This is a genomic window from Xanthobacter sp. NM-59 (genome assembly GCF_021401125.1).
Classification (GTDB): domain Bacteria; phylum Pseudomonadota; class Alphaproteobacteria; order Rhizobiales; family Xanthobacteraceae; genus Xanthobacter.
This window is the reverse complement of sequence record NZ_JACBFQ010000002.1, coordinates 307,003-328,377: the sequence shown is the minus strand read 5'-3', so window position 1 is coordinate 328,377 and position 21,375 is coordinate 307,003. Positions and strand designations below refer to the sequence as shown.

21 protein-coding genes are annotated in these 21,375 nt (G+C 68.8%); 14 read left to right on the top strand and 7 right to left on the bottom strand.

Features of this window, described 5'->3' with window-relative positions:
- Nucleotides 1-6 precede the first annotated feature (6 nt).
- Both L0966_RS06805 and L0966_RS06800 read left to right on the top strand, forming a co-directional pair.
- On the top strand, nucleotides 7-804 hold the full coding sequence (locus L0966_RS06805; RefSeq protein WP_234051314.1) for a lysophospholipid acyltransferase family protein: 798 nt from the start codon (nucleotides 7-9) through the stop codon (nucleotides 802-804).
- A 32-nt stretch (nucleotides 805-836) separates the two neighbouring features.
- Entirely contained in the window at nucleotides 837-1,262 is a 426-nt protein-coding gene (locus L0966_RS06800; protein ID WP_234051101.1) for a hypothetical protein, read from the top strand.
- Nucleotides 1,263-1,364: 102 nt separating this feature from the next.
- Here L0966_RS06800 and L0966_RS06795 read toward each other — a convergent pair whose 3' ends face one another.
- Entirely contained in the window at nucleotides 1,365-1,964 is a 600-nt protein-coding gene (locus L0966_RS06795; RefSeq protein ID WP_234051100.1) for a gamma-glutamylcyclotransferase, read from the bottom strand.
- Nucleotides 1,965-2,094: 130 nt separating this feature from the next.
- Between L0966_RS06795 and L0966_RS06790 the strand changes: the two genes are divergently transcribed.
- Nucleotides 2,095-3,150, top strand: coding sequence for a DUF2125 domain-containing protein (locus L0966_RS06790; RefSeq protein ID WP_234051099.1), 1,056 nt, complete (start codon nucleotides 2,095-2,097; stop codon nucleotides 3,148-3,150).
- Nucleotides 3,151-3,268: 118 nt separating this feature from the next.
- Here L0966_RS06790 and L0966_RS06785 read toward each other — a convergent pair whose 3' ends face one another.
- The gene (locus L0966_RS06785; RefSeq protein WP_234051098.1) at nucleotides 3,269-4,402 is read right to left on the bottom strand and encodes an alpha-D-ribose 1-methylphosphonate 5-triphosphate diphosphatase; all 1,134 of its coding nucleotides are present in this window, start codon (nucleotides 4,400-4,402) and stop codon (nucleotides 3,269-3,271) included.
- 180 nt (nucleotides 4,403-4,582) lie between these two features.
- Nucleotides 4,583-6,208 (bottom strand): hypothetical protein, encoded by a 1,626-nt coding sequence (locus L0966_RS06780; protein WP_234051097.1) that lies wholly within the window; start codon nucleotides 6,206-6,208, stop codon nucleotides 4,583-4,585.
- A 334-nt stretch (nucleotides 6,209-6,542) separates the two neighbouring features.
- On the opposite strand from L0966_RS06780, the gene argB reads away from it, so the two are divergent.
- Nucleotides 6,543-7,448, top strand: coding sequence for an acetylglutamate kinase (argB, locus tag L0966_RS06775; protein ID WP_234051096.1), 906 nt, complete (start codon nucleotides 6,543-6,545; stop codon nucleotides 7,446-7,448).
- A gap of 99 nt (nucleotides 7,449-7,547) precedes the next feature.
- Here the strand turns inward: argB and L0966_RS06770 are convergent, their stop codons facing one another.
- Nucleotides 7,548-8,069, bottom strand: coding sequence for a GNAT family N-acetyltransferase (locus L0966_RS06770; protein ID WP_234051095.1), 522 nt, complete (start codon nucleotides 8,067-8,069; stop codon nucleotides 7,548-7,550).
- 268 nt (nucleotides 8,070-8,337) lie between these two features.
- Complete coding sequence (locus L0966_RS06765; RefSeq protein ID WP_234051094.1) at nucleotides 8,338-9,126, bottom strand: Bax inhibitor-1/YccA family protein; 789 nt, start codon at nucleotides 9,124-9,126, stop codon at nucleotides 8,338-8,340.
- Nucleotides 9,127-9,483: 357 nt separating this feature from the next.
- Between L0966_RS06765 and L0966_RS06760 the strand changes: the two genes are divergently transcribed.
- Nucleotides 9,484-10,260, top strand: coding sequence for a hypothetical protein (locus L0966_RS06760; RefSeq protein WP_234051093.1), 777 nt, complete (start codon nucleotides 9,484-9,486; stop codon nucleotides 10,258-10,260).
- 21 nt (nucleotides 10,261-10,281) lie between these two features.
- On the opposite strand, the gene L0966_RS06755 is transcribed toward L0966_RS06760, so the two are convergent.
- Entirely contained in the window at nucleotides 10,282-11,223 is a 942-nt protein-coding gene (locus tag L0966_RS06755; protein WP_234051092.1) for a glucokinase, read from the bottom strand.
- A 444-nt stretch (nucleotides 11,224-11,667) separates the two neighbouring features.
- Between L0966_RS06755 and L0966_RS06750 the strand changes: the two genes are divergently transcribed.
- The 3 genes from L0966_RS06750 to L0966_RS06740 are packed head-to-tail and all read left to right on the top strand — an operon-like array spanning nucleotide 11,668 to nucleotide 14,387.
- Nucleotides 11,668-12,393 carry a Tim44/TimA family putative adaptor protein gene (locus L0966_RS06750; protein ID WP_234051313.1) on the top strand — a complete coding sequence of 242 codons (726 nt, stop codon included), beginning with the start codon at nucleotides 11,668-11,670 and terminating at the stop codon, nucleotides 12,391-12,393.
- A gap of 10 nt (nucleotides 12,394-12,403) precedes the next feature.
- Entirely contained in the window at nucleotides 12,404-13,807 is a 1,404-nt protein-coding gene (locus L0966_RS06745) for a murein transglycosylase A (RefSeq protein ID WP_234051091.1), read from the top strand.
- 13 nt (nucleotides 13,808-13,820) lie between these two features.
- Complete coding sequence (locus tag L0966_RS06740; protein WP_234051090.1) at nucleotides 13,821-14,387, top strand: Smr/MutS family protein; 567 nt, start codon at nucleotides 13,821-13,823, stop codon at nucleotides 14,385-14,387.
- 893 nt (nucleotides 14,388-15,280) lie between these two features.
- Here the strand turns inward: L0966_RS06740 and pdeM are convergent.
- Nucleotides 15,281-16,219 carry a ligase-associated DNA damage response endonuclease PdeM gene (gene pdeM, locus L0966_RS06735; protein ID WP_234051089.1) on the bottom strand — a complete coding sequence of 313 codons (939 nt, stop codon included), beginning with the start codon at nucleotides 16,217-16,219 and terminating at the stop codon, nucleotides 15,281-15,283.
- A 260-nt stretch (nucleotides 16,220-16,479) separates the two neighbouring features.
- Between pdeM and proB the strand changes: the two genes are divergently transcribed.
- The 6 genes from proB (at nucleotide 16,480) to ykgO (ending at nucleotide 21,275) form a co-directional block, all read left to right on the top strand.
- Nucleotides 16,480-17,622 (top strand): glutamate 5-kinase, encoded by a 1,143-nt coding sequence (gene proB, locus L0966_RS06730; RefSeq protein WP_234051088.1) that lies wholly within the window; start codon nucleotides 16,480-16,482, stop codon nucleotides 17,620-17,622.
- A 256-nt stretch (nucleotides 17,623-17,878) separates the two neighbouring features.
- Entirely contained in the window at nucleotides 17,879-19,177 is a 1,299-nt protein-coding gene (locus tag L0966_RS06725) for a glutamate-5-semialdehyde dehydrogenase (protein ID WP_234051312.1), read from the top strand.
- 136 nt (nucleotides 19,178-19,313) lie between these two features.
- Entirely contained in the window at nucleotides 19,314-19,949 is a 636-nt protein-coding gene (locus L0966_RS06720) for a nicotinate-nucleotide adenylyltransferase (RefSeq protein ID WP_234051311.1), read from the top strand.
- Between the two features lie 191 nt (nucleotides 19,950-20,140).
- The gene (rsfS, locus tag L0966_RS06715) at nucleotides 20,141-20,506 is read left to right on the top strand and encodes a ribosome silencing factor (protein WP_370640667.1); all 366 of its coding nucleotides are present in this window, start codon (nucleotides 20,141-20,143) and stop codon (nucleotides 20,504-20,506) included.
- A gap of 32 nt (nucleotides 20,507-20,538) precedes the next feature.
- The gene (gene rlmH / locus L0966_RS06710) at nucleotides 20,539-21,021 is read left to right on the top strand and encodes a 23S rRNA (pseudouridine(1915)-N(3))-methyltransferase RlmH (protein WP_234051087.1); all 483 of its coding nucleotides are present in this window, start codon (nucleotides 20,539-20,541) and stop codon (nucleotides 21,019-21,021) included.
- A gap of 128 nt (nucleotides 21,022-21,149) precedes the next feature.
- A complete protein-coding gene (ykgO, locus tag L0966_RS06705) occupies nucleotides 21,150-21,275 on the top strand; it encodes a type B 50S ribosomal protein L36 (protein ID WP_012114086.1) in 126 nt (41 codons plus the stop codon).
- The last annotated feature ends 100 nt before the right edge of the window (nucleotides 21,276-21,375 follow it).

Sequence of the window (21,375 nt, the reverse complement as noted above, 5' to 3'; positions counted from 1 at the left end):
GAAGTGGTGACGGCGCTGCGTTCGCTGGTATTCCTGGCCGCATTCTATGCGGTGACGACCATCTATGTGGTGGCTTTCCTGCCGCTGCTGCTGCTACCCCGCAAGGTGCACTGGAAATATGCGGTGCTGGGCTGGTCGAAGACCAACAGCGCCCTGCTGCGGCTCATCTGCGGCGTCCGGGTGGAGATCGCTGGCCGCGAGAACATTCCGGCCGGCCCCCTGCTGATCGCCGCCAAGCACCAATCCGCCTGGGAAACGCTGGCCCTGTTGCCGCTGTTCTCCGACGCCGCCTTCGTGCTCAAGAAGGAACTGACCCTCATTCCCCTGCTGGGCTGGCACCTGAAGAAGGCGCGGATGATCCCGGTGGACCGTAGCGCCGGCATGAGCGCGCTGAAGGCCATGACCCGCATCGCTCGCGCCGAGGTGGAGGATGGCCGCCAGATCCTGATCTTCCCGGAGGGAACCCGCCGGCCGCCGGGTGCGCCGCCGGATTACAAGTTCGGCGTTGCGCACCTCTATGGCGCGCTGGGCGTGCCCTGCCTGCCGGTGGCGCTCAATTCCGGCCTCTATTGGCCGCGCCGCGCGTTCATCAAGCGGGCGGGCACCATCCGGGTCGATATCCTGCCGCCGATCGCGCCGGGGCTCGGCCGCGCCGCCTTCATGGCGCGGCTCGAAAGCGATATCGAAACCGCCAGCACTCGCCTGCTCGAAGAGGGCCTGAGGGAGCTGGGCGAGAGGGCGCCTCCGGAACTCCTGCGGGAGGCCGCGTCATCCCCGTTGTCCACTACTGTGGAAAACTCTTGATCGGGATTCTTGGGTGTTCTAGTTTCGTTCCCATGAACGCGACTGATTCGCTCCTCATTCCCTTGACCGACGCCGGCTGCCTCACCGGTTTGAAGCACGGCGCGCTCGGAGCGCGCTACCGCTTCTGGCGCGATGGAGACGGCGTGCGGCATGTGTTTTCGGTCTATCCGGCTGACGAGGCGCCCGATTATCCGGATGCCCTTGCCATCGTCGCCCGCCGCACGCCCGCCGGCTCCATGGCCATGTGGGTGGGACGCAGCGGCGAGGATGCGCGGCGCATGGCGCAGCGGCTCGAGGCCGACGAAATCCACATCCATGTGCTCGGGGAGAATGCCCCTCCTGGGCTCGTTCGGCTGCTGACCGGTCCTCTACCCGCCTGCCGCGCGCTGGAAGCTCGGGCCCCGCGCCTGCCCATGGTGGTGCGCGGCGCGGAACTCGCAAGCCGCCACGCCGCCTGAGCGGACCTTCTCATTCTTCGCGGGGGAAACGGCATCTGCGCCTTCGCCTACACGCACGCTTCGGGCGTGGCTGTAGGCGGTGCTTCGCCGCAGCGGCGCGTGTCAGTCGCGTTCCGAATCGCCGTCCGCCTGCGACGCCGCGTGGGGCAATCCGTGCTCATGGCGCAGATGATGGGCGATCCACGCCAGATCCGGATCGGCCAGCCCCAGCTCCTCAAGGGAGCTGACGGTCGAGAACACGTAATCCGCATTGGGGCCGGACTTGCCGTGGGAGCGCTTCACCAGTGCGAGTTGCTGTTCCCGCGTGAGCGCGCCCGCATATTGCGCGTGGCCGCGATTGACCAGATAGGCCGTGGCCGGCGCCGCGCGCCGCGTCCCGTCCAACAGCTGCACCCGGCGCACGCATTCGCGATAGACGCCTGAAATCTGCTCGCGGGCCGTCAGATACGCGTGGGTCTCGGCCCACCGTTCGGCGCTGACCCGGTAGGCGATGCCACGGCACGACCCACCCAGTTCCAGCCCCAGCACCAGCCCGGGCGCCTCCGGGGTGCCGCGATGGTGGAAGGAATAGACGCAGAGCGAGCGGTGGGCCCCGATCAGCCGGGCCTCGCAGCGCTCGGCGAAGGCAAAGCCCGGGTTCCACATCAGCGACCCGTAGGCAAACACCCAGCGGTCGTGGCCAGCTCCGTCATCTTCCGTCATGATCGGCGCGGATATCCTTGGCGTTGACAGATCCCTTCCGCCGTCGCCTAACAGCGCCCGGCGTCCGCCGCAAGCGCGGCGATGCCGATTCGCACTGCACCCGCCCTGCCGCCCACGGAGAAGGATGCGCATGCCCGCCGCAGACGCCCCCGCCAAGCACCTGACCTCACGCTTCGTCATCGTGCCCGTGGTGCTCCTGCTGCTGCTGGCGGTGATCTGGAGCGGCGTCTGGGTCTACGCGGCCAATCGCGCCGAACATGAGATTGACGCTTGGGTGGATCGCGAGGCCCGGCTCGGGCGCATCTGGAATTGCGCGGATCGTCGCCTCGCGGGCTTCCCCTTCCGCTTCGAGCTGGTGTGCATGGAGCCGAGCCTGGAAACCCGCGGCGGAGAGCCCATGCGGGTGACGGCGGTGGCAGCCCATGCGGTGGCGCAGATCTGGGCGCCCAACCACATCGTTTCCGAATTCACGCCGCCCGCGCGGGTGGAGAACCGGACCACCGGGCAGTCGTACGCCGCCACCTGGAGCCTGCTGCAGATGAGCGGCGTCGGCGATCTCAGCGGCCAGCCGGAACGCTTCTCCCTTTCCGTGCATGATCCGCGGATCGAGGAACCGGCGGACACGTCGGGTCGCTCCCTGCTTTCCGCGCGTCTGCTGGAATTCCACGTCCGCCGCGTGCCGGCGGCCTCCGGGCCGGACGGGTTGGAATATGCAGCCGGCGTCACCGGTGGGGAAAGCGCCATTTTGTCGGAGGCGGGCAGCCCTGGCCCGGTGGATGTATCCCTGCAAGGCCTCGTGTCGGCGGCGGCGGACCTGCGGCCCATGCCGGTGGCGCAGCGCCTGAAGGCGTGGGCTGCGGCCGGCGGCGTGGCGCGGCTCGACCGCTTCGCCATCACCACGCCGCAGGTGGTGGCCTCCGCGAAGGGGGCGTTGTCGCTGGATCCCGCGGGGCGGCTTAATGGCAATCTGGATCTCGGCTTTGCTGGGCTCAATGACCTGATGAAGCAGCTCGACCAGGCCGGAATGGTGCCGCCGGAGCTCTCGCCCGTGGTGGGGGCCCTCGCCATGGTCGGCAAGCCTGCCGAGGTGGAGGGGCGCAAGGGCGTCACCTTCGCGGTAACCTTCAAGTCCGGTAGCCTCAGGCTTGGGGGCTTCCCGGTGGGCAACCTGCCGCCGGCCTTCTGAGGCTGAGCGCTCTCCGCTTGTCGGTCTTTCTCTTGGCTTGAGCGCGGGGCGGCCGCAGAACGGTCGCGGTCCTGCACCGGTGAGCTGCGCGCGGCGTGTTACGGGGCTGGCCGGACGGCTAGAAGACGCGCTCGCCCCTCACCAGCACCTGCCGGACCACAGGCGTGCCCTCCACCATGTGGAAACGCGTGATGTCGGCGCGCAGACCGGGGGCGAGGCGGCCGCGATCGGCAAGGCCGGCCATGCGCGCCGGCGCGCATGTCACCAGTGCCAGCGCATCCCACAGCGGCACACCCTGCCGGAAGTGGAGCGCGGTCGCCGCCTGCAGCAGGCTGGCGGGCACGTAATCGGAAGCCAGCGCGTCGAGTAGGTCCTCGGCCACCAGATCCTTCATGGCCACGCCGTTGGAGTGGGAGCCGCCGCGCACCACGTTGGGCGCGCCGCCAATGGTGGTGAGGCCGGCGGCATGGGCGGAGCGCGCCGCCACCACGGTGGTGGGAAACTCGCTGATGGTGCAGCCCGCGTCCTGCGCCAGCTCCACATGCTCCGGCGTGGTGTCGTCATGGCTGGCGCGGATGATGGAGGTGCCGCGCAGCAGGTCCGAGAGCGGGCCGAAATTGAGCGCCACCGAGGCGCGGCCGCGGGCAGCGCGGGTTTCGATCTCCGCCTCCGCCTCGGCGGCGGTCTTGCCGATGCCCAAAAGGAAGCTGCGCAGGCTCTCCACATTGCGCCACTGCCGCGCACCGGGCGTGTGGTCCATGAGGGAGGCCAGGCCCACTTTCGGCCGTTCCAGGGCCGGGGCGGCCAGGCTCATCAGGTCCGGATCCGTCATCTCGCAGCGCAGATGAATGCGATGATCGGCGCGGAACAGGTCCGCCCCGTCCTCCACCGCGTCGAGCATGACGGTGAACAGCTCGCGCCGCTCCATCTTGGCCTGGTCAAAGCCGCCGGCGCAGATGGCGTCGAACACGGTGGTGATGCCGCTGGCCACCACCTGCCCGTCATGGGCCAGGGCGGCGGCCCGGGCGTCAGGCCAGAACACCTTGGGGCGCGGCACGAAGTGGCTTTCCAGCGCGTCCGTGTGCAGATCGATGAGGCCGGGGCAGATGAAGTCGCCCGCGCAGTCCACCGCCGCGGCGATGTGGCTGCGGCCTTCCTCCACGGCTGTGATGAGGCCGTCGCGCACCACCAGCGTACCCTCGACGACGCGGTCGTCCAGGACAAGGCGGGCATGGGTGAGGACGGATTCCATCACGACTCCGGATGCGTGCTGTCGGGGCAGGGAATGTCCCGCCCTGACAGAAATGGGTGACAGCGCCATGACGCCGGGGGCCTCTCTTGGCGCATTTCCCCGCTTTATGAAATGGGCGGGGGCTCCCATTCATGGAGCAGGCGCGCTTTCCTCACACGGAACGGCGTGCCCGAAAACACCCTAGTTGCTGGCGGCGGCGGGCGGCGTGGCCGGCTTGGGCGCGATGACCTGGTAGAGCTGGAAGCGCTCGCCCTCATAGACCATCTTCAGCCGGTCGGGATCGGGATTGGGCGCGCCGCGCTCGGTGAACAGCAGGTAGACATAATCGAAATGCTGGGGCCACAGGTCCCAGTAGCGGGGGCCGTCGGGGGTGGATTCCTCCTCGGTCAGCAGCAGCTGTTCCACCAAAGGCGGGGTGCCGTCCTCGGTGTCCACATGGTCGCGATAGGGGGTGTGCACGCGCAGGATCTGCTTGCCCTTCACCGCAAATGCGGTGGTGACGAGGCTTGAGCGCTCGATAATGGCGAGACAGGCGGCATGCACCAGGCCAAGGTCCCGCGGGTCGTTGCCGCCCTGCGCGTCCGCATAGGCCACCAGCACCCGCGAGCCGGGGTGGATGAGGCTGATGGACTTGTCGAAATTCGTCGTCCACTGGGTGAGGCGGTTCCACACCATCTGCACCTCGCCCACGCGCACGGCCAACAGCATGATGAGCACCACCATGAAACCGCGCTGGGCCAGACGGTGGCGCAGATCCACCTGGATGGTGGCCAGCACCATGAAGGCGATGGCGATGGGCAGGCGCTGGTCCGCGAGATAGGAAGCGAACACCACGCGCGGCATGGCGAGATAGACCGCGCCCGACACCACCAGCAGCGGCACCAGCAGCGGGCTGGTGCGCAGCAGCCGGTGCTGAATGGCCCAGGCCGCCGCCAGCACCACCACCCCGGTGAGCACGAAGGCGACGATGTCGTAATAGACGTTGATGACAAACTCGACGCCCTGGAGCTTGCCCTGGGGCTCCCAGATATTCTGGGTCGACAGGCCCCAGGTGGGGCTGGCGATGAGCATGGGCACCATCACCAGGAACGGCAGGCCCGAGGCGACGAAATCCACCAGACGCGGCACCAGCGGCGTGTTGCGCCGCGTGAACAGGCGCCCCAGCTCGAACGAGAGAATGCCGATGCCGTAAACGCCGGCGGCGAACAGGTGGCAGAAGAACAGGGCCACAACGAACGCCGTGGACACCGCGTAGCGCGCCGGCCAGGGCCTGTCGCGCAGCAGGCTCCAGAAGGCGAGGGCGAACAGCGCAAGCCCGATGCCGAAATAATAGTTCATCACGCCAACGAGGAAGATGGCGTTGTAGAGCAGCGGGAAGGCGAGCAGGGGAATGGCCGACCAGCTGCCGAACAGGGCCCGGTGCAAGGTCAGCGTGCCGCCCGTGATGAGGGCGAAGCACATGAGCGTGTAGATCTCGCCCGCCAGATAGATGTTCGTGAACCGGTCGATGATGGGAACGACCATGTCCATCATCAGGTTCGGCAGGATGGACCAATCCAGGAAATAGAAGCGGGCCAAATCCTTGTCGAGGGGCAGCGCGGCGATGATGTGCATGCGCGCCAGGTGGTTCACATAGTCCGACAGGGGTGGAATGGGGTGCGTGAGGATCGGGATGGCGGCGATCGCCAGGCACACCACGAACAGCACCGCGATGAGGCCGCGCGACAGGTCATGGGGGCGCCGGGGCGGCAGGCGCAGGCCGGCAGAAGGTGCCTTCGGGGTCGGAGACTGGGTCTGGGCGGACATGGAGGGGTTCTGCCTGAGGATGCCCGCCCTGAAGCGTGCATGCTTGGGTTGAATGCGGGAGCGGTGATGGTCTCGAACAGCGGCGGTCTCGGCACCCGGTGGACACGCCGTGCGGCGTGCTCTTCGCACCTCGATTGTGGTGCGCCGGAGGCTCCTTATCATCACGTTTTCGCGAGCGGTGGAATGACCCTCCCGTCACCTGTCAACAGCGGCACGCGCCCTTCCCCGGCGGCGACGAACGGGCTATGAGGGCGCCGTTCCAGGGACCGGCGCCGGCACCCGCCCGCAGGTCCCTCAAAAGCCCCTCGGGCTGACCCGCTTGAGCGAGATCTCCATGACCGAGACCGTCCTGTCCCCCATCGCGGAAGCGCAGCTCCAGGCTGAAGTCCTGGCCAAGGCGCTGCCTCACATGCAGCGCTATGACGACACCATCATCGTGGTGAAGTACGGCGGCCACGCCATGGGCGACGAGGAAGTGGCCCGCCACTTCGCGCGCGACATCGTGCTTCTGGAGCAGGCCGGGGTGAACCCGGTCGTGGTGCACGGCGGCGGCCCGCAGATCGGCGCCATGCTGACGAAGCTCGGCATCAAGTCCGAGTTCGCGGCCGGCCTGCGCGTGACCGACAAAGCCACCGTCGAGATCGTGGAGATGGTGCTTGCGGGCTCCATCAACAAGCAGATCGTGGGCTTCATCAATGAGGCCGGCGGCAAGGCCATCGGCCTGTGCGGCAAGGATGGCAACATGGTGCGCGCCCGCAAGGCTAGCCGCACCGTGGTCGATCCCGGCAGCAAGATCGAGCAGGTGGTGGACCTCGGCTTCGTGGGCGAGCCCGACACCGTGGACACCATGGTGCTGGACCAGATCCTCGGCCGCGACCTGGTGCCGGTGCTGGCGCCGGTGGCGGCGGCCGTGGATGGCGGCACCTATAATGTGAATGCCGACACCTTCGCCGGCGCCATTGCCGGCGCGCTCGGCGCCAAGCGCCTGCTTATGCTGACCGACGTGCCCGGCGTGCTGGACAAGAACAAGCAGCTCATCCCCAAGCTCACCATCGCCGAGGCGCACGCGCTGATCGCCGACGGCACCATTTCCGGCGGCATGATCCCCAAGGTGGAAACCTGCATCTATGCCCTGGAAAAGGGCGTGGAAGGCGTGGTCATCCTCGACGGCAAGGTGCCCCACGCCGTGCTGGTGGAGCTTCTCACCGACCACGGCGCCGGCACCCTCATCACCCGCTGACGACAAAGGCCCGGAAGCGGTGCTTCCGGGCCTTTCATGTTTCGCGCGCGAACTCCACTGCGGAAGCCTGCCGCGCCGAAGCGCCGCCGGCGCCGCGCCTCAGCGGCTCGGCAGGGCGCTGGCGCCGGGGCCGAGGGCGCGCTGCATCAGAACGGTGTCGATCCAGCGCCCCAGCTTGAAACCGGTGGCGGGCAGGGTGCCGATGGGCGCGAAGCCGCAGGCGCGGTGCAGGGCGATGGAGCCTTCATTGCCACTATCGCCGATGACGGCCACCATCTGCCGGAAGTCGCGCGCCTCGCACTCGATGATCAGGGCCTCCAGCAGGGCCTTGCCGATGCCACGGCCGTGCATGGTCTCGTCCACATAGACCGAGTTCTCCACCGTGTTCAGATAGGCGACGCGGGGGCGGAAGGCGCTGGCATAGGCATAGCCCACCACCTGTCCGTTCTCTTCCATCACCAGGAAGGGATAGCCTGCGGCGATGATGGCCTGCTGGCGGCGCGCCATCTCCTCCGGCCCGGGCGGGTCGATCTCGAAGGAGGCGGTGCCGGCCAGCACGGCGGCGTCATAGATGGCAGCGATGGCGGGGCTGTCTTCGGGAGTGGCTGGGCGGATCGGCATGGACCTGTCTTCCACAAAGCTGCGAGGGATGCAGAGGCGCTAAAGCGCGCCTGTGGCGATAGACGCGCCCGCCTCTGGCGCCGGTCCGCCGATTCGGCCTCGCACGGACAGCACGCACAACCCTCTTATGCTCCTTGAGCGTAGCGCGAAAGCGCCATTGGCTACCGGCCTCCCGCCGGGGCGTGGGGGCGGGTGCCGCCGCACCGTCCAGGCAAAAAAAAACCCCGGCCGAAGCCGGGGTTTCCAAATCGTGCGATCCTGGAATGCGTCAGTCGTTGCCGCGGTTCCCGAAGAGCTGGAGCAGCATCATGAACAGGTTGATGAAGTCCAGATAGAGGGTGAGCGCGCCCATGATGGCCTTCTTGCCCATCACCGCCACGTCGTCGCCCTCGAAATACATCTCCTTGATGCGCTGGGTGTCGTAGGCGGTGAGGCCCGCGAACACCAGCACGCCCACCACGGACACGATGAACTGAAGCATCGAGGAGCCGAGGAAGATGTTCACCAGCGAGGCGATGATGATGCCGAACAGGCCCATCATCAGGAACGTGCCCATGCCGGAGAGGTCCTTCTGCGTGGTGTAGCCGTAAAGGCTCAGCGCGCCGAAGGAAGCCGCGGTGATGAAGAACACCCGGACGATGCTCTCATGGGTGTAGACGAGGAAGATGGTGGCCAGCGACACGCCCACCAGGCCCGCATAGACCCAGAAGGTGATCTGCGCGGCCGCCACGCTCATCCGCTCCACACGGAAGCTCAGGAAGAATACCGCTGCCAGCGGCGCCAGCATCACCACCCACTTCAGCGGGCTCACGAACAAAGCGTAGCCGAGCTGGGTGAGCATGATGCCGCCCTTCACCTGGCCCACGGCAAGGCTCGGGTCGGTGGTGACGGACAGCATGTAGATGCCGAGCGCGGCGGCGCCCGTAATGGCGAGGCCCAGCGTCATGTAATTGTACACGCTGAGCATGTACGAACGCAGCCCCTGGTCGATCGCGGCCTGCGAGCGTGCCACCGACGGGTTCCAACGCCCGGCGACGTTGCGATCATAATCGGACATCGTCGTTCCCCTTCAAGAAACTCTTAAAACCCTTTGCCGGCGCCAAAGCGCACCTGCGGGTTCGTGCGTCAATATGGTTGGTTCCGCATAGGGCGGCAAGACGATGGAAGATGAAATTTACGCAAGGTCACTCTAGGTCAGGTGCCATGGAGACGTATTGCCGCTGACAGGCGCCGGGCAACTTCCGCTATAGTTGCAGGAAGGCCGGGACAATCGGGCATGGAGCAGGGGCAGGGCAGGGGCAGTGGTCCAGGCCTGCGAGCGGCGGGGCGTTCGCATGATCGCTCGCCCTCCTCCCCGTCTCAACCAATAAGAGTAATTTCATCGACAGCAATCGCCTGCCTTGTGGCGGCGGGATTGGGCCTTGCGCCCAGCGAGGCGCGGGCGGGGGCCTGGACGTTCGCGGCCGGCTCGGGCCAGGTGATCCTGCAGAGCTCCGCCGTGTCGTCGTCCTCCGAGTTCGGTCCCTCCTCCCGCCTTTATGACAGCCGCCCCTATGACAAGGTGGAGGTGACGCTCGTCTTTGAATACGGCATCGCCGATTGGCTGACGCTGATTGTCGCGCCCCAATATCTGTCGGTGAACCTTGGGGACCCTGACCCCGCCTCCTATTCGGGCCTCGGCTACACGGATGCCGGGGTGCGGGTGCGCCTGTGGCAGGAGCAGGGGCGAGAGCACGGGCTTGTGGTTTCCGCCCAGGTGGTCGGGCGCCTGTCCGGCACCGGCGATTCCTCCAGCGCGGCCGCGGTGGGATATGAGGATGGGGAGCTGGACCTGCGGCTGCTGGCGGGCTTCTCGTTCACCCTGTGGGACATGCCGGCCTATGTGGACCTGCAGCTGGCCCAACGCATGCGCTTCGGCGATCCGCCCGACGAGCTGCATGCGGACCTCACCCTGGGCGTGCGCTTCGCGGAGCGCTGGCAGGGGCTGGTGCAGTCCTTCAACGTGCTCTCCGAGGGGGCGGGAGAGGGGCCCTATTTCGATGTCTCCTATGAGTATTACAAGCTGCAGCTCGGCGTGGCCTATGACTGGAGCCAGGCCATGACCCTTCAGGCCGCGGTGGTGAGCACCTGGCTGGCCCGCAAAGCTCCGCAGGAAAACGGACTGGTGCTGAGCGCGCTCTACCGGTTCTGAAGGGCGGCCGTCGCGCGGCGGTCAATCTTCCTGGAGCAGCCGGCGGCCCAGGCGCGCCGTGCCCAGTAGGCCAGGCGCGGCATGGGTCACCACATGAACCGGCACCTGGGCGAGGCGCTCGCCATAGGGCGGGTGATCCTCGAAGGCAGCGCGGAAGGGGCTTTCGGTGAACAGCGGCGCCAAGGCGCGGCCGAGCCCGCCGCCCACATACACCCCGCCCAGCGCCTCAAAGGCCAAGGTGAGGTCCCCCAGCACCCGGCCGAGCACCCGCAGGAACACGGCGCAGCTTTCCTTTTCGCTCTGCTGCCCGTTCGCCGCCGCCTTGATGATGGCGTGGGAGGAGAGCTGCTCGCCGGTGAGGATGCGGTGCATCCGCACCAGACCGCTACCGGACAGGACATGCTCCACCACCACCGGGCCCAGGTCCCGCACCATGTGGGCGATAATGCGGGCCTCGTCCGTGGCCACGGCGCCGAAGCGCATGTGGCCGGCCTCGCTGGGCAGCACGTCATAGCCGCTCTCGCGGGTGAGAATCAGCGCCGTGCCGAAGCCGGTGCCGGGCCCGCACACCAGTCGCGGGCGCCCGGCCGCGGCGCGCCCCACGCCGACCGCGAGCAGATCCTCGCGGCCAAGCTGCGGCACGCCATGGGCGAAGGCGGCGAAATCATTGATGACCTCCACCCGCTTGAGGTCGAAGGCCGCGCCCAAGGCCGAGCGGGAAAAGTGCCAGTCGCGATTGGTGAGGCGGATGTCGTCGCCCTCCACCGGCCCGGCCACCGCCAGCACCGCCGCCCGGGGCGCCTCGCCGGTGAGGTCGTCCAGATAGGCGCCGATCAGCTCCTCGGCGGAGACATAGGAATCATTCGTCTCCACCCGCACGTCGAAGGGCACGCCATCCGCGCCGCTGCGGGCGATGCGGGTTGTGGTGCCGCCGATGTCTGCGATGAGGACGTTGGGGGCCATGGGCGCGATCCGGCTGGGGTGGAAGAAAGAGGGGCGCGCAATCTAGAGCATTTTCCGGAAAAGTGGGCAGCACAGCCTGTGGAGAAGATGCGCCGGCTCAATTTCTTTTCGCCGGGAACGCCGCGTGTGGAGAATTCCGCCGCCCCTAGCGCCGGCCCGTCTCTTTTCCGCCTTCAATCTTCGCGAGAAGGACCCGGACACCGGCACCGCCGGAGTTCCATCCCCCCGTGCTGTAAGGTGGCGCGGCTGCCCCGCCTGCCGTAAGGTGCAGCAAATATGTGCGCCATCGACCGATGGGGGGTGGCGTGACGGGCGGTGCAGCGTACATAAAGCGGCGAGGCAGCGCATGCGGTGCGGCGGCATCCGGCGCGCGGGCTTCGAGATCGGGCTAAACCAGGCGTGTCGGCAATGGCCGGTACGCCGCAGGCATGGCGAAACGCAGTGATCGATATCTACACGATCATCTTCCTGGCTCTGGCCGTATTCATCTTCATACGGCTGCGCAGCGTGCTGGGTCAGCGCACGGGGCGCGAGCGGCCGCCTTATGATCCCTATTCCCGCGACACCGCTCGCCCGCCCCAGCCGGCGCCCGACAATGTGGTGCAGCTGCCCGAGCGCAATACCGCGAATCCCGGCATGCCGCAGCCCGTCGACACGGACGCGGACGCCGACGAGCCGCCGAAATATCGCTGGGACGGCGTCGCCGCCGAGGGCAGCCCCCAGGCCGCGGCACTGGACGAGGTCGCGCGCCGGGAACCTGATTTCGACGCCAAGCACTTCCTCACCGGCGCCAAGGCCGCCTATGAGATGATCGTGACCGCCTTCGCCAATGGCGACCGGCGCAGCCTGAAGGATCTCCTGTCCAAGGAGGTCTACGACGAATTCGCCGCTTCCATCGCCGACCGGGAGAGCCGCGGCGAAACCATGGAATCGCGTTTCGTGGCCATTTCGCGGGCCGATCTGGTGCAGGCGGTGGTGCAGGGGTCGACGGCGAGCCTCACGGTGCGCTTCGTGTCCCAGCTCATCACCGCGACGCGGGGGCGCGACGGCGCCGTGGTCGATGGAGACCCTGAGACCGTGGCGGATGTGACCGATGTGTGGACCTTCGCCCGCGACCTCGGCTCACGCAATCCCAACTGGAAGCTCGTGGCCACCGAAGCGGCGGAGTGAGGCTGGTATCGTGGTGGCATTCGGCGAGCACGGCGGCAAGGCGCGTCCCGGCGCGCCGCGCCCGAGGACGATGACCTGGGCCCTGGTCCTCACGGGGGTGGTGCTCATGGGGCTGGTCCTCATGGGGCTGGTGCTGGCCTCTGCGGCCCCCGTGCGAGCGGAGAGCGGCGCGCGGACGCTGATCGGCACCGCGCCGGGGGAAGGCTCGCGGCGGGTGGCCGCCTGCGAGGTGTCCTCCTGGGGGATGGAGCCGATGACGGCGCCGGAGATTGCGGGTGCGCGGCTCATGCCGGTGTCGTTCCCGGAGCTGACGGGCTGGCGGGAGGATGACCACGCGGCCGCCTTCAGGGTTTTTCGCGCCAGCTGCGAGGCGCTGAGGCAGCCTTCCAGCGACAGCGGGGCGAGTTCGGCGGACACGCTGCGCGAAGGGCTCCTGCGGGCCTGCGCCGCAGCCGATTCCCTGGCCACCGGTGAGCCCTCCAATGCCGTGGCGCGGCTGTTCTTCGAGCTCAATTTCCGCCCTTACCGGGTGGTGCCCGAGCGGCATCCCGACGCCTTCTTCACCGGCTATTACGAGCCCGAGGTGGAAGGTTCCCTGGTTCCCGGCGACGGCTTCGACATCCCCATTTATGCGCGTCCCTCGGATCTCGTCATGCGCGTCGGCGTCGCCGCCAATGGCGGAGGCGCGGTGCGGATGGAGAACGGGCGCGAGGTGCCCTATTACGACCGGGCCGAGATCGAGGATGGCGCCCTGAAGGGGCGGGGGCTGGAGATCGCCTATCTCAAGGATCCGGTGGACCTGTTCTTCATGCAGATCCAGGGCTCGGCCCGCGTGCGCCTGCGGGACGGGCGCGTGCTGCGCCTGAATTATGACGGCTATAACGGGCGCTCCTATACGCCCGTGGGCAAGCTTCTGATCGAGCGGGGGCTGGTGCCGCGGGACGAGATGTCCATGGATCGGATCCGCGCCTTCATGGAGCAGAATCCGGAGGCCGGTCGCGAGCTGCGGCGCGAGAACCATTCCTTCGTCTTCTTCAAGGCGTTGCCCCTGACCGACAATGACGGTGTCATGGGCGCGCAGGGCGTTCCCCTGACGAGCGAACGCTCCCTCGCGGTGGACCGCAAGCTTTACACCTATGGTTCGCCGGTGTTCGTGGAAGCGGTGCTGCCTCTGTCTGCCCCGCGGCGAGCCGATCCGTTCCAGAGGCTGATGATCGCGCAGGATACCGGCTCGGCCATCGTCGGGCCCGGCCGGGCGGACCTGTTCTTTGGCACGGGTGCCAATGCCGGCTCGGTGGCGGGGCGCATCCGCCATCGCGGGCGCTTCACCCTGCTGGTGCCGCGCTTCTCCGGCCCGGAGGCCCTGGCCGTGGCCTTCCCGGCCGTCAAGGCGTCGCGGGCGCGGGTACCATGAAGGCGCGGGTGGCATGAGCCGTCGCGGCCGTCGCCGGCTGCTGAGCGCGGAGGAGCGGGCGCTCTGGGCCCATGTGGTGCGGGAGGTGAAGCCCCTGAAGCCGCAGCCGGAGGGGGAAGCTCCCACTGCGGCGTCGCTGCCCGAGCCCATACCTGCTCCCCCCTCCGCCCCATCGCCGAATCCGGCGCCGCGTCCGGCGGCCGCCAAGGCCAGCCCCACGCTTCCCCTGGCGCCGCTGGAGCCGAAGGCCCGCCGCCGCCTCACGCGTGGCGCGGAGGTGGATGCCCGCATCGACCTGCACGGCCTCACCCAAGCCGTCGCCCATCACCGGCTGCGCCTGTTCCTGCTGGAAGCGCAGGCGCTGGGCCACGCGGTGGTGCTGGTGATTACCGGCAAGGGTGATCCGGAGCGGCTTACGGGTGTCCATTTCGGCGAGGGGAGGGGCGTGCTGCGACGCTCCGTGCCGCTATGGCTCGCCGAGCCGGATCTGCGCGGCGTCGTCCTCGGCTTTGAATCGGCAGGCCGGCGCCATGGCGGGGAGGGCGCCCTTTATGTGCGCATCCGCCGCCGGCGCGGGTAGGCGCCCCATCGCCCGCTCTCCCGGGGCTATGGCCGGCAGACTGGCGCGCCGTGGGCGCGGCTTACGCTGGCGGTGGGCGTGAGGGTCCACCATCGTCGTGAGGCTAGGGGTATTACTTTCCGGGGAGCCTGCGAGCCCTCCAACGCGCCCCTGGAGGCGCGCGTTGCCCGTGGGGCGGCTTCGGTGGACGGATCAACCGGAGACCTCTTTCCTGGCCGCCGCTGTGCGCTCCGCCGCCGCCTCGGAGGCCAACGGGTTGCGAAGGTGGCACACCCGACGATCCCTTCCGACGCCTTTGTCCGCACGCGGCCTGAGGGAGACGGTCGGGTTGTGCGGCTCCTGTTACCGTGAGCTGCAATCGGTCCTCATTCAGCCCGCGCGGCGACGTTTGTAGCCTGCCATCACGGTATTCCTCATGCCGCGGCTCCTCGGCCGCTTGCCGGAAGGCCCGGGGCGGGGCAAGGCGTTGGAAATGTGGCCCCCACAGCGAGGCAGAGGGCAACGCTTCGGAGCGCCGCCAGGCCTTGCATGCCGTCGTCCGCGCCGCCGAGCCGACGCCGGCGGCTTCCTTCACCCGCAGAAGGGGAGGAAGCGGGTCTTTTGCCCGCCATCTCCTTCGGGAATGCCGATCGATCCCGGTCCTTGAGTGGAGCCGGGAGGCGTCAGGGGCGCGCGCAATTGCCGGCTGCACACGGTGCTCTGCCGGCCCATGCGCCGTCGGCCCACGGCCCGGACATCATGTGAAGTCCGCTGCGGCGGGATTCCAGCGTCGCGGACGCCCGTGACGCCTGCAGAGTGGTGGTCAGTGGGCAGCGCGGCGGAAGGCTTCGGCGCCTGCGCCGGTGGCTGGCGAATGCGGGCGGAGGGGGATTTCCTCCGGACCGCGGCTGGCGTCACGCGACGCCGAGGCGGGGGGCGGGCAGGCGGAAGGTGCGCCCGTCGCCCAGCAGGTGCACCTCGAACCGGCCGCGGGCAAACAGCCCGGCTATGGCGGGCGCGGTCACGTCCAGTCCGCCAGTGAAAGCGCCGAAGGCCGGCAGAATCAGGCGCGTGCCATCGGACACGAAACAGCGCCGCCGCAGGCTGCGTCCCCGCACCACCACCCGCGCCGCCGGATGAAGGTGGCCGCACACTTCGCCCGTCATCATGTCCGGCTGGTCGCTCGCCGCATGGGGCAGGATCATCCTCCCCGCCTCAGAGGCACCGCACGTCTCAGCCGGCGGCACATAGAACGCCCCCGTCTGCGACAGATTGCATTCCCCCGCCTCCGGCTGGTCGCGTTTTTCTGCGTCCGGCTTGTTGCGCTCCCCCGCCTCCGGCTCGTGGCACTTTTCCGCCTCCGGCTCGTTGCACCTTTCCGCCTCCGGCTCGTTGCAGCTTTCCGCCTCCGGCTCGTGGCGAAAGCGCAGGGGGCCGAGGGCGAGCGTCTCGATGCAGGTGCCGCCGAGATCGTGGGGGGCGGGGTCGTGATTGCCGGCGATCCAGACGAGATCCACCTTTGCCGCAAGGGCGCGGATGCGCATGCGCGCATCATCGTCCAGGCGTTCGGCGGCCCAGCGGTCGTGCAGGCTGTCGCCGAGGGCGAGGAGCGTGCGCGGCTGGTGGCGGGCGACGAGGCGCTCCAGCCGGTCGAGGGTGTCGCGGGTGTCGAAGGGCGGCAGCATCTGCCCGCGCCGGGCGAAGGCGGAGCCCTTTTCCAGGTGCATGTCGGCCACCACCAGCAGCCGCTCTTCCACCCAAAACGCCGCCCCCGAGGGGTCGAGCAGAAGCTCGGCGCCGGCGATGCCGATGCTTGTGAGGAGGAGGGCGGCCGAATCGGCACAGGCGTGCATGGCGGCGATTGTGCCCGGCGAAAGGGCAGGGGCAAGGCGGTTCTGTCGCCTTGTCACCCGTCGTGGCGGCGGAGGTGGCCGCTGCTGCACCGAAGCCGCGCGGACCCGCTCGTCGCCGGGGCGGGCTTGAATTCCTCCAACCGCATGGCCTATGCCGTCGCGGTGGCGCATGGCGCGCCCGCCTCCGGGTTCGCCCCGGGGCTCTCTTCCGCCGTCGACGGATGCTTCCGCCCGCCCCGGCGCCTTTTCGGTCTTCATCCATGGCCTCCCTGGTCCCCGCCACGCCGCCCGCCCTCACCGATTTCCGCCGCATCGTCATCAAGGTGGGCTCCGCTTTGCTGGTGGACCGCGACCGGGGCCGGGTGCGCCTGCCGTGGCTCGTCTCCCTGGTGGAGGATATCGGCACCCTGCACCGCCGTGGCTGTGACGTGATGGTGGTGTCGTCCGGCGCCATCGCCTTGGGGCGCACGGTGCTGCACCTGCCGCCGGGCCCGCTGAAGCTGGAGGACAGCCAGGCCGCCGCCGCCGTGGGCCAGATCGCCCTGGCCCGCACCTGGGCGGAGGCGCTCTCTCACGAGGACATCAATGCCGGCCAGGTGCTGCTGACCCTGGGTGATACCGAGGAGCGGCGGCGCTACCTGAACGCCCGTTCCACCCTGGGCAGGCTGATGGACCTGCGCGCCGTGCCCATCATCAACGAGAACGACACCGTCGCCACCTCCGAGATCCGCTACGGCGACAATGACCGCCTGGCGGCGCGGGTCGCGACCATGGCGAGCGCGGACCTGCTGGTGCTGCTCTCCGACATTGACGGGCTCTACACCGCCCCGCCGGCCAAGGATCCGGATGCCCAGCACATTCCCGTGGTGCCGCGCATTACCGCCGAGATCGAGGCCATGGCCGGCGCGGCCGGTTCCGAGCTTTCGCGCGGGGGCATGCGCACCAAGATCGAGGCCGGCAAGATCGCCACTTCCGCCGGGACTCACATGGTGATCGCGACCGGCCACGTGAAAAATCCCCTCCGGCGCATTCGCGAAGGCGGGCGCTGCACTTGGTTCCTCACCTCCGCCAATCCGGTGCGGGCGCGCAAGAGTTGGATCGCCGGCGCCCTGGAACCCCACGGCACGCTGCACCTGGACGACGGGGCGGTGGCCGCCCTGCGGCGCGGCGCCAGCCTGCTGCCGGCGGGCGTGAAGCGCATCGAAGGCGTGTTCGACCGGGGTGACGCCGTGCTGCTGCGCGGACCCGATGGGGCGGAAGTGGGTCGGGGCCTCGTCGCCTATGATTCCGAGACCGCCCAACGCATCATGGGGCGTTCCACCGCGGAGATCGAGGAGTTGCTCGGTGTCTCCGGCCGCTCGGAGATGGTGCACCGGGACGACATGGCCTTGGGGGTGGAGTGAGGGCACAGCGCCCCTGGCACAGCGCCCCTGGCACAGCGCCCCTGGCATAGCTCCCCTGGGGGCAAAGCTGGGTTGCATGCGCCGGTCTTGCGCGGGGAAGCGCCGGCGCCATGTTTAATGTCGCGCTCGTACCGGCGCCGGTTTCCGGGTGTCGATTTCTCCGGCGGACGTGATACAGAATGCCCGGCGGCCCCTGGAAGGGCCGCAACCCCTTATTTTAGAGAGTGATGCCATGGCCACCGCCTCTGCCGCCAGCATGATCGCCCCCGCTGCCACGCAGCAGGCGTTGCCGCCGGCCGAGCTGGAAGCCGCCATGCTGGGCATGGGCAAGCGCGCCCGCGCGGCCGCCCGCATCCTCGCTTTGGCCGATGCCGACACCAAGACCCGCGCCTTGAACGCGGCCGCCGCCGCCGTGCGGGCCGCCTGCGCCGACATCCTGGCTGCCAACGCCTCTGACCTGGCCCGTGCCAAGGCGGAGGGCATGACCGGGTCGTTCCTTGATCGCCTCACCCTCACGCCCGAACGGGTGGAGGCCATGGCCGAGGGTATCGAATCCGTGGCCGGCCTGCCCGATCCCGTGGGCAAGGTGACCGAGCGCTGGACCCGGCCCAACGGCATGATCATCGAGCGGGTGCGCACCCCCCTCGGCGTCATCGGCGTCATCTATGAGAGCCGGCCGAACGTGACGGCCGATGCTGCGGCGCTGTGCGTGCGCTCGGGCAATGCGGTGATCCTGCGGGGCGGTTCGGACAGCCTCGCCTCCTCGGGCGCTATCCACAAGGCGTTCGTGGCCGGCCTGTCCGCCGCCGGGCTGCCGGTGGACGTGGTGCAGTTCGTGAACACGCCCGACCGGGCCGCTGTGGGCCACATGCTGGCCGGCCTGAACGGGACGGTGGACGTGATCGTGCCGCGCGGCGGCAAGAGCCTGGTGGCCCGGGTGCAGAGCGATGCCCGCGTGCCCGTCTTCTCCCATCTCGACGGCATCGTGCACGTCTTCATCGACAAGGCGGCCGACCTCGACATGGCCAAGACCGTGGTGCTGAACGCCAAGATGCGCCGCACCGGCATCTGCGGCGCGGCCGAGACGCTGCTGGTGGACCGGGCGGTGGCGGCCACCCATCTCAAGCCGCTGGTGGAAATGCTCATCGACGCGGGCTGCGCCGTGCGCGGCGACGAGACCGTGCAGGCGGTGGACCCGCGCGTGGAGGCCGCCACCGCCAGCGACTGGGACACCGAATATCTCGACGCCATCCTGGCGGTGAAGGTGGTCGACGGGCTCGATGCCGCCATCGCCCATATCGAGCAGCACGGCTCCCACCACACGGACTGCATCGTGACCCAGGACCAGGCGGCCGCGGATCGCTTCCTGGCGGAGGTGGATTCGGCCATCGTGCTGCACAATGCCTCCACCCAGTTCGCCGATGGCGGCGAGTTCGGCTTTGGCGCCGAGATCGGCATTGCCACCGGCCGCATGCATGCACGCGGGCCGGTGGGGGCCGAGCAGCTCACCTCCTTCAAGTATCGCATCCACGGCTCGGGCCAGACCCGGCCCTGATCCGCGCGACCCACGGAATGTGCCCGTGAGCCCGGCTTCGGCGAGCGCCCTCCTGCCCCAGCCTTCCGCCCCTGCGCTGAGCGGCGGGGCGGGGGATGGGCGTTCGTGCCTGTCGCGCGCCGGGGGCGAGCGGGGGCTGCCCTGCGCCCGCGAGGCCCGGCGCATTCCGTTTGCGACGCCGGGTCTGCGCATCGGCTTGTTCGGCGGCAGCTTCAACCCCGCCCATGAGGCGCATCGCGCGGCGAGCCTGCTCGCCTTGCGGCGGCTGCGGCTGGACCGGGTGTGGTGGCTGGTGACGCCGGGCAATCCGCTGAAGGACAATCGCGAATTGCCCACGCTGGAGGAGCGCATCGCGTTCGCGCGGCGGGTGGCCAACCATCCGCGCATCGATGTCACCGGCTGCGAGGCGGCGCTGGGCGTGCGCTACACCTATGAGACGGTGGCCGCGCTCACGCGGCGTATGCCGAAAGTGCATTTCGTGTGGATCATGGGGGCGGACAATCTGGCCCAGTTCCACCGCTGGCAGCGCTGGCGGGCCATTGCCGGCCGCCTGCCCATGGTGGTGGTGGACCGCATGGGCCAAAGCCTTGCCGCCACGGCCTCTCCGGCTGCCCAGGCGCTGGCGCGCTGGCGGGTGGACGAGAGCGATGCGGGCACGCTGGCCGGGCTTGCCGCACCCGCCTGGCTGTTCCTGCACGGGCTGAAATCTCCCGTTTCTTCAACGGGAATCCGCGCCGCGCGCCGCCGGGAGACCGCGTTGGCAACGGACTGATGCGGGCGACCCTTGAAAATTCGTTGATTTTCCTACATTCTAATGCTTGCGCCCGTGGCAGATGGCCCGGCGCTTTCAACTTGAGAGGATATGGACCCCTGTCCACAATGGCTCCGGCCCACAAGGCCCCGGTCCAGGCGGCCGGCATGGTCACCAGCTCCATGGTGAATGACCAGATGGCGAGTGACCAGATGATGCCGCCGGCCACGATCTCCCCCGCGCCGCCGCAGCCCGAGGAGATCCTCGCCCTCGTCCAGGCCCGCTTGGAAGATGACAAGTCCGAGGACGTCGTCTCCATCGACCTGCGCGGAAAGACCTCCATCGCCGATTTCATGGTGATCGCCTCCGGCCGCTCGCAGCGGCATGTGGGCGCCATCGCCGAGCACCTCCTGGAGGCGCTGAAGGCGGCGGGAATCAAGCAGGTGCGTGTCGAAGGCCAGCCGGCCTGCGACTGGGTGCTGATCGACGCGAACGACGTGATCGTGCACGTCTTCCAGCCCGAGGTGCGCGCCTTCTACAATATCGAGAAGATGTGGTCGGGCACGCCGCGTTCCTGATGGGGATGCGGCGGCTTCAAGGCTGAACGCGCGTGCGCCTGCTCCTCGTCTGTGTCGGCCGGCTGAAAGCCGGGGCCGAGCGCGACCTCGTCGCCCGTTATCTTGAGCGCGCCCGCGCCGCTGGGCGCGCGCAGGGATTCTCCGCTGTGGATATGGTGGAGATTTCCGAATCCGCTGCCCGCCGCGCCGAAGACCGCATGGCGGAGGAGGGGGCGGCGATTCTTGGCGCCGTGCCGCCCGGAGCGGGGCTGATGGTGCTCGATCCGCGCGGCAAAAACGTCTCCAGCGAGGATTTTTCCCGCCGCCTTGGCGCCCTGCGTGACGGCGGAATGCCTGCGCTCGCCCTTGTCATCGGCGGGGCCGACGGGCTTTCGGACGCGGTGCGCGCCCGGGCCGAGCTGCTGCTGGCCTATGGCGCGGCCACCTTTCCCCACCAATTGGTGCGGGTCATGCTGGCGGAGCAGCTCTATCGCGCGGTCACCATCCTCGCCGGCCACCCGTACCACAGGGCCTGAGGCGAAGACGCGGCGGCCGGTGGATTGACATCGGCGCCGCCGCCGCTTATCACGCCCGCTCAATCCATCAAGAGAGTGTCGACGAGCCGCGCGGCACGCGCGCCGCGGTCGGCCCGAAGGCGAGTGTCATGAAGATCCGCAATTCCCTCAAGTCGCTGCTCGGTCGTCACCGGGACAACCGTCTGGTGCGCCGCAAGGGCCGCGTCTACATCATCAACAAGACCCAGAAGCGCTACAAGGCCCGCCAGGGCTGAGGCGCCAGCGCGCCGACGATTCGTCGCCGCAACGTGAAAGGGCGGACGCGGCCAAGGTGCCGCGCCGTCGTTGACGAACACCGCGCGCCGTCCGACACTC

Coding starts and splice junctions, on each gene's coding strand:
- L0966_RS06785 (WP_234051098.1), bottom strand. CDS start 4,402: ATGGAATCCGTCCTCACCCATGCCCGCCTTGTCCTGGACGACCGCGTC.
- ykgO (WP_012114086.1), top strand. CDS start 21,150: ATGAAGATCCGCAATTCCCTCAAGTCGCTGCTCGGTCGTCACCGGGAC.
- argB (WP_234051096.1), top strand. CDS start 6,543: ATGACCGAGACCGTCCTGTCCCCCATCGCGGAAGCGCAGCTCCAGGCT.
- L0966_RS06765 (WP_234051094.1), bottom strand. CDS start 9,126: ATGTCCGATTATGATCGCAACGTCGCCGGGCGTTGGAACCCGTCGGTG.
- L0966_RS06740 (WP_234051090.1), top strand. CDS start 13,821: ATGAGCCGTCGCGGCCGTCGCCGGCTGCTGAGCGCGGAGGAGCGGGCG.
- proB (WP_234051088.1), top strand. CDS start 16,480: ATGGCCTCCCTGGTCCCCGCCACGCCGCCCGCCCTCACCGATTTCCGC.
- pdeM (WP_234051089.1), bottom strand. CDS start 16,219: ATGCACGCCTGTGCCGATTCGGCCGCCCTCCTCCTCACAAGCATCGGC.
- rsfS (WP_370640667.1), top strand. CDS start 20,141: ATGATGCCGCCGGCCACGATCTCCCCCGCGCCGCCGCAGCCCGAGGAG.
- L0966_RS06795 (WP_234051100.1), bottom strand. CDS start 1,964: ATGACGGAAGATGACGGAGCTGGCCACGACCGCTGGGTGTTTGCCTAC.
- L0966_RS06800 (WP_234051101.1), top strand. CDS start 837: ATGAACGCGACTGATTCGCTCCTCATTCCCTTGACCGACGCCGGCTGC.
- L0966_RS06780 (WP_234051097.1), bottom strand. CDS start 6,208: ATGTCCGCCCAGACCCAGTCTCCGACCCCGAAGGCACCTTCTGCCGGC.
- L0966_RS06790 (WP_234051099.1), top strand. CDS start 2,095: ATGCCCGCCGCAGACGCCCCCGCCAAGCACCTGACCTCACGCTTCGTC.
- L0966_RS06725 (WP_234051312.1), top strand. CDS start 17,879: ATGATCGCCCCCGCTGCCACGCAGCAGGCGTTGCCGCCGGCCGAGCTG.
- L0966_RS06770 (WP_234051095.1), bottom strand. CDS start 8,069: ATGCCGATCCGCCCAGCCACTCCCGAAGACAGCCCCGCCATCGCTGCC.
- L0966_RS06755 (WP_234051092.1), bottom strand. CDS start 11,223: ATGGCCCCCAACGTCCTCATCGCAGACATCGGCGGCACCACAACCCGC.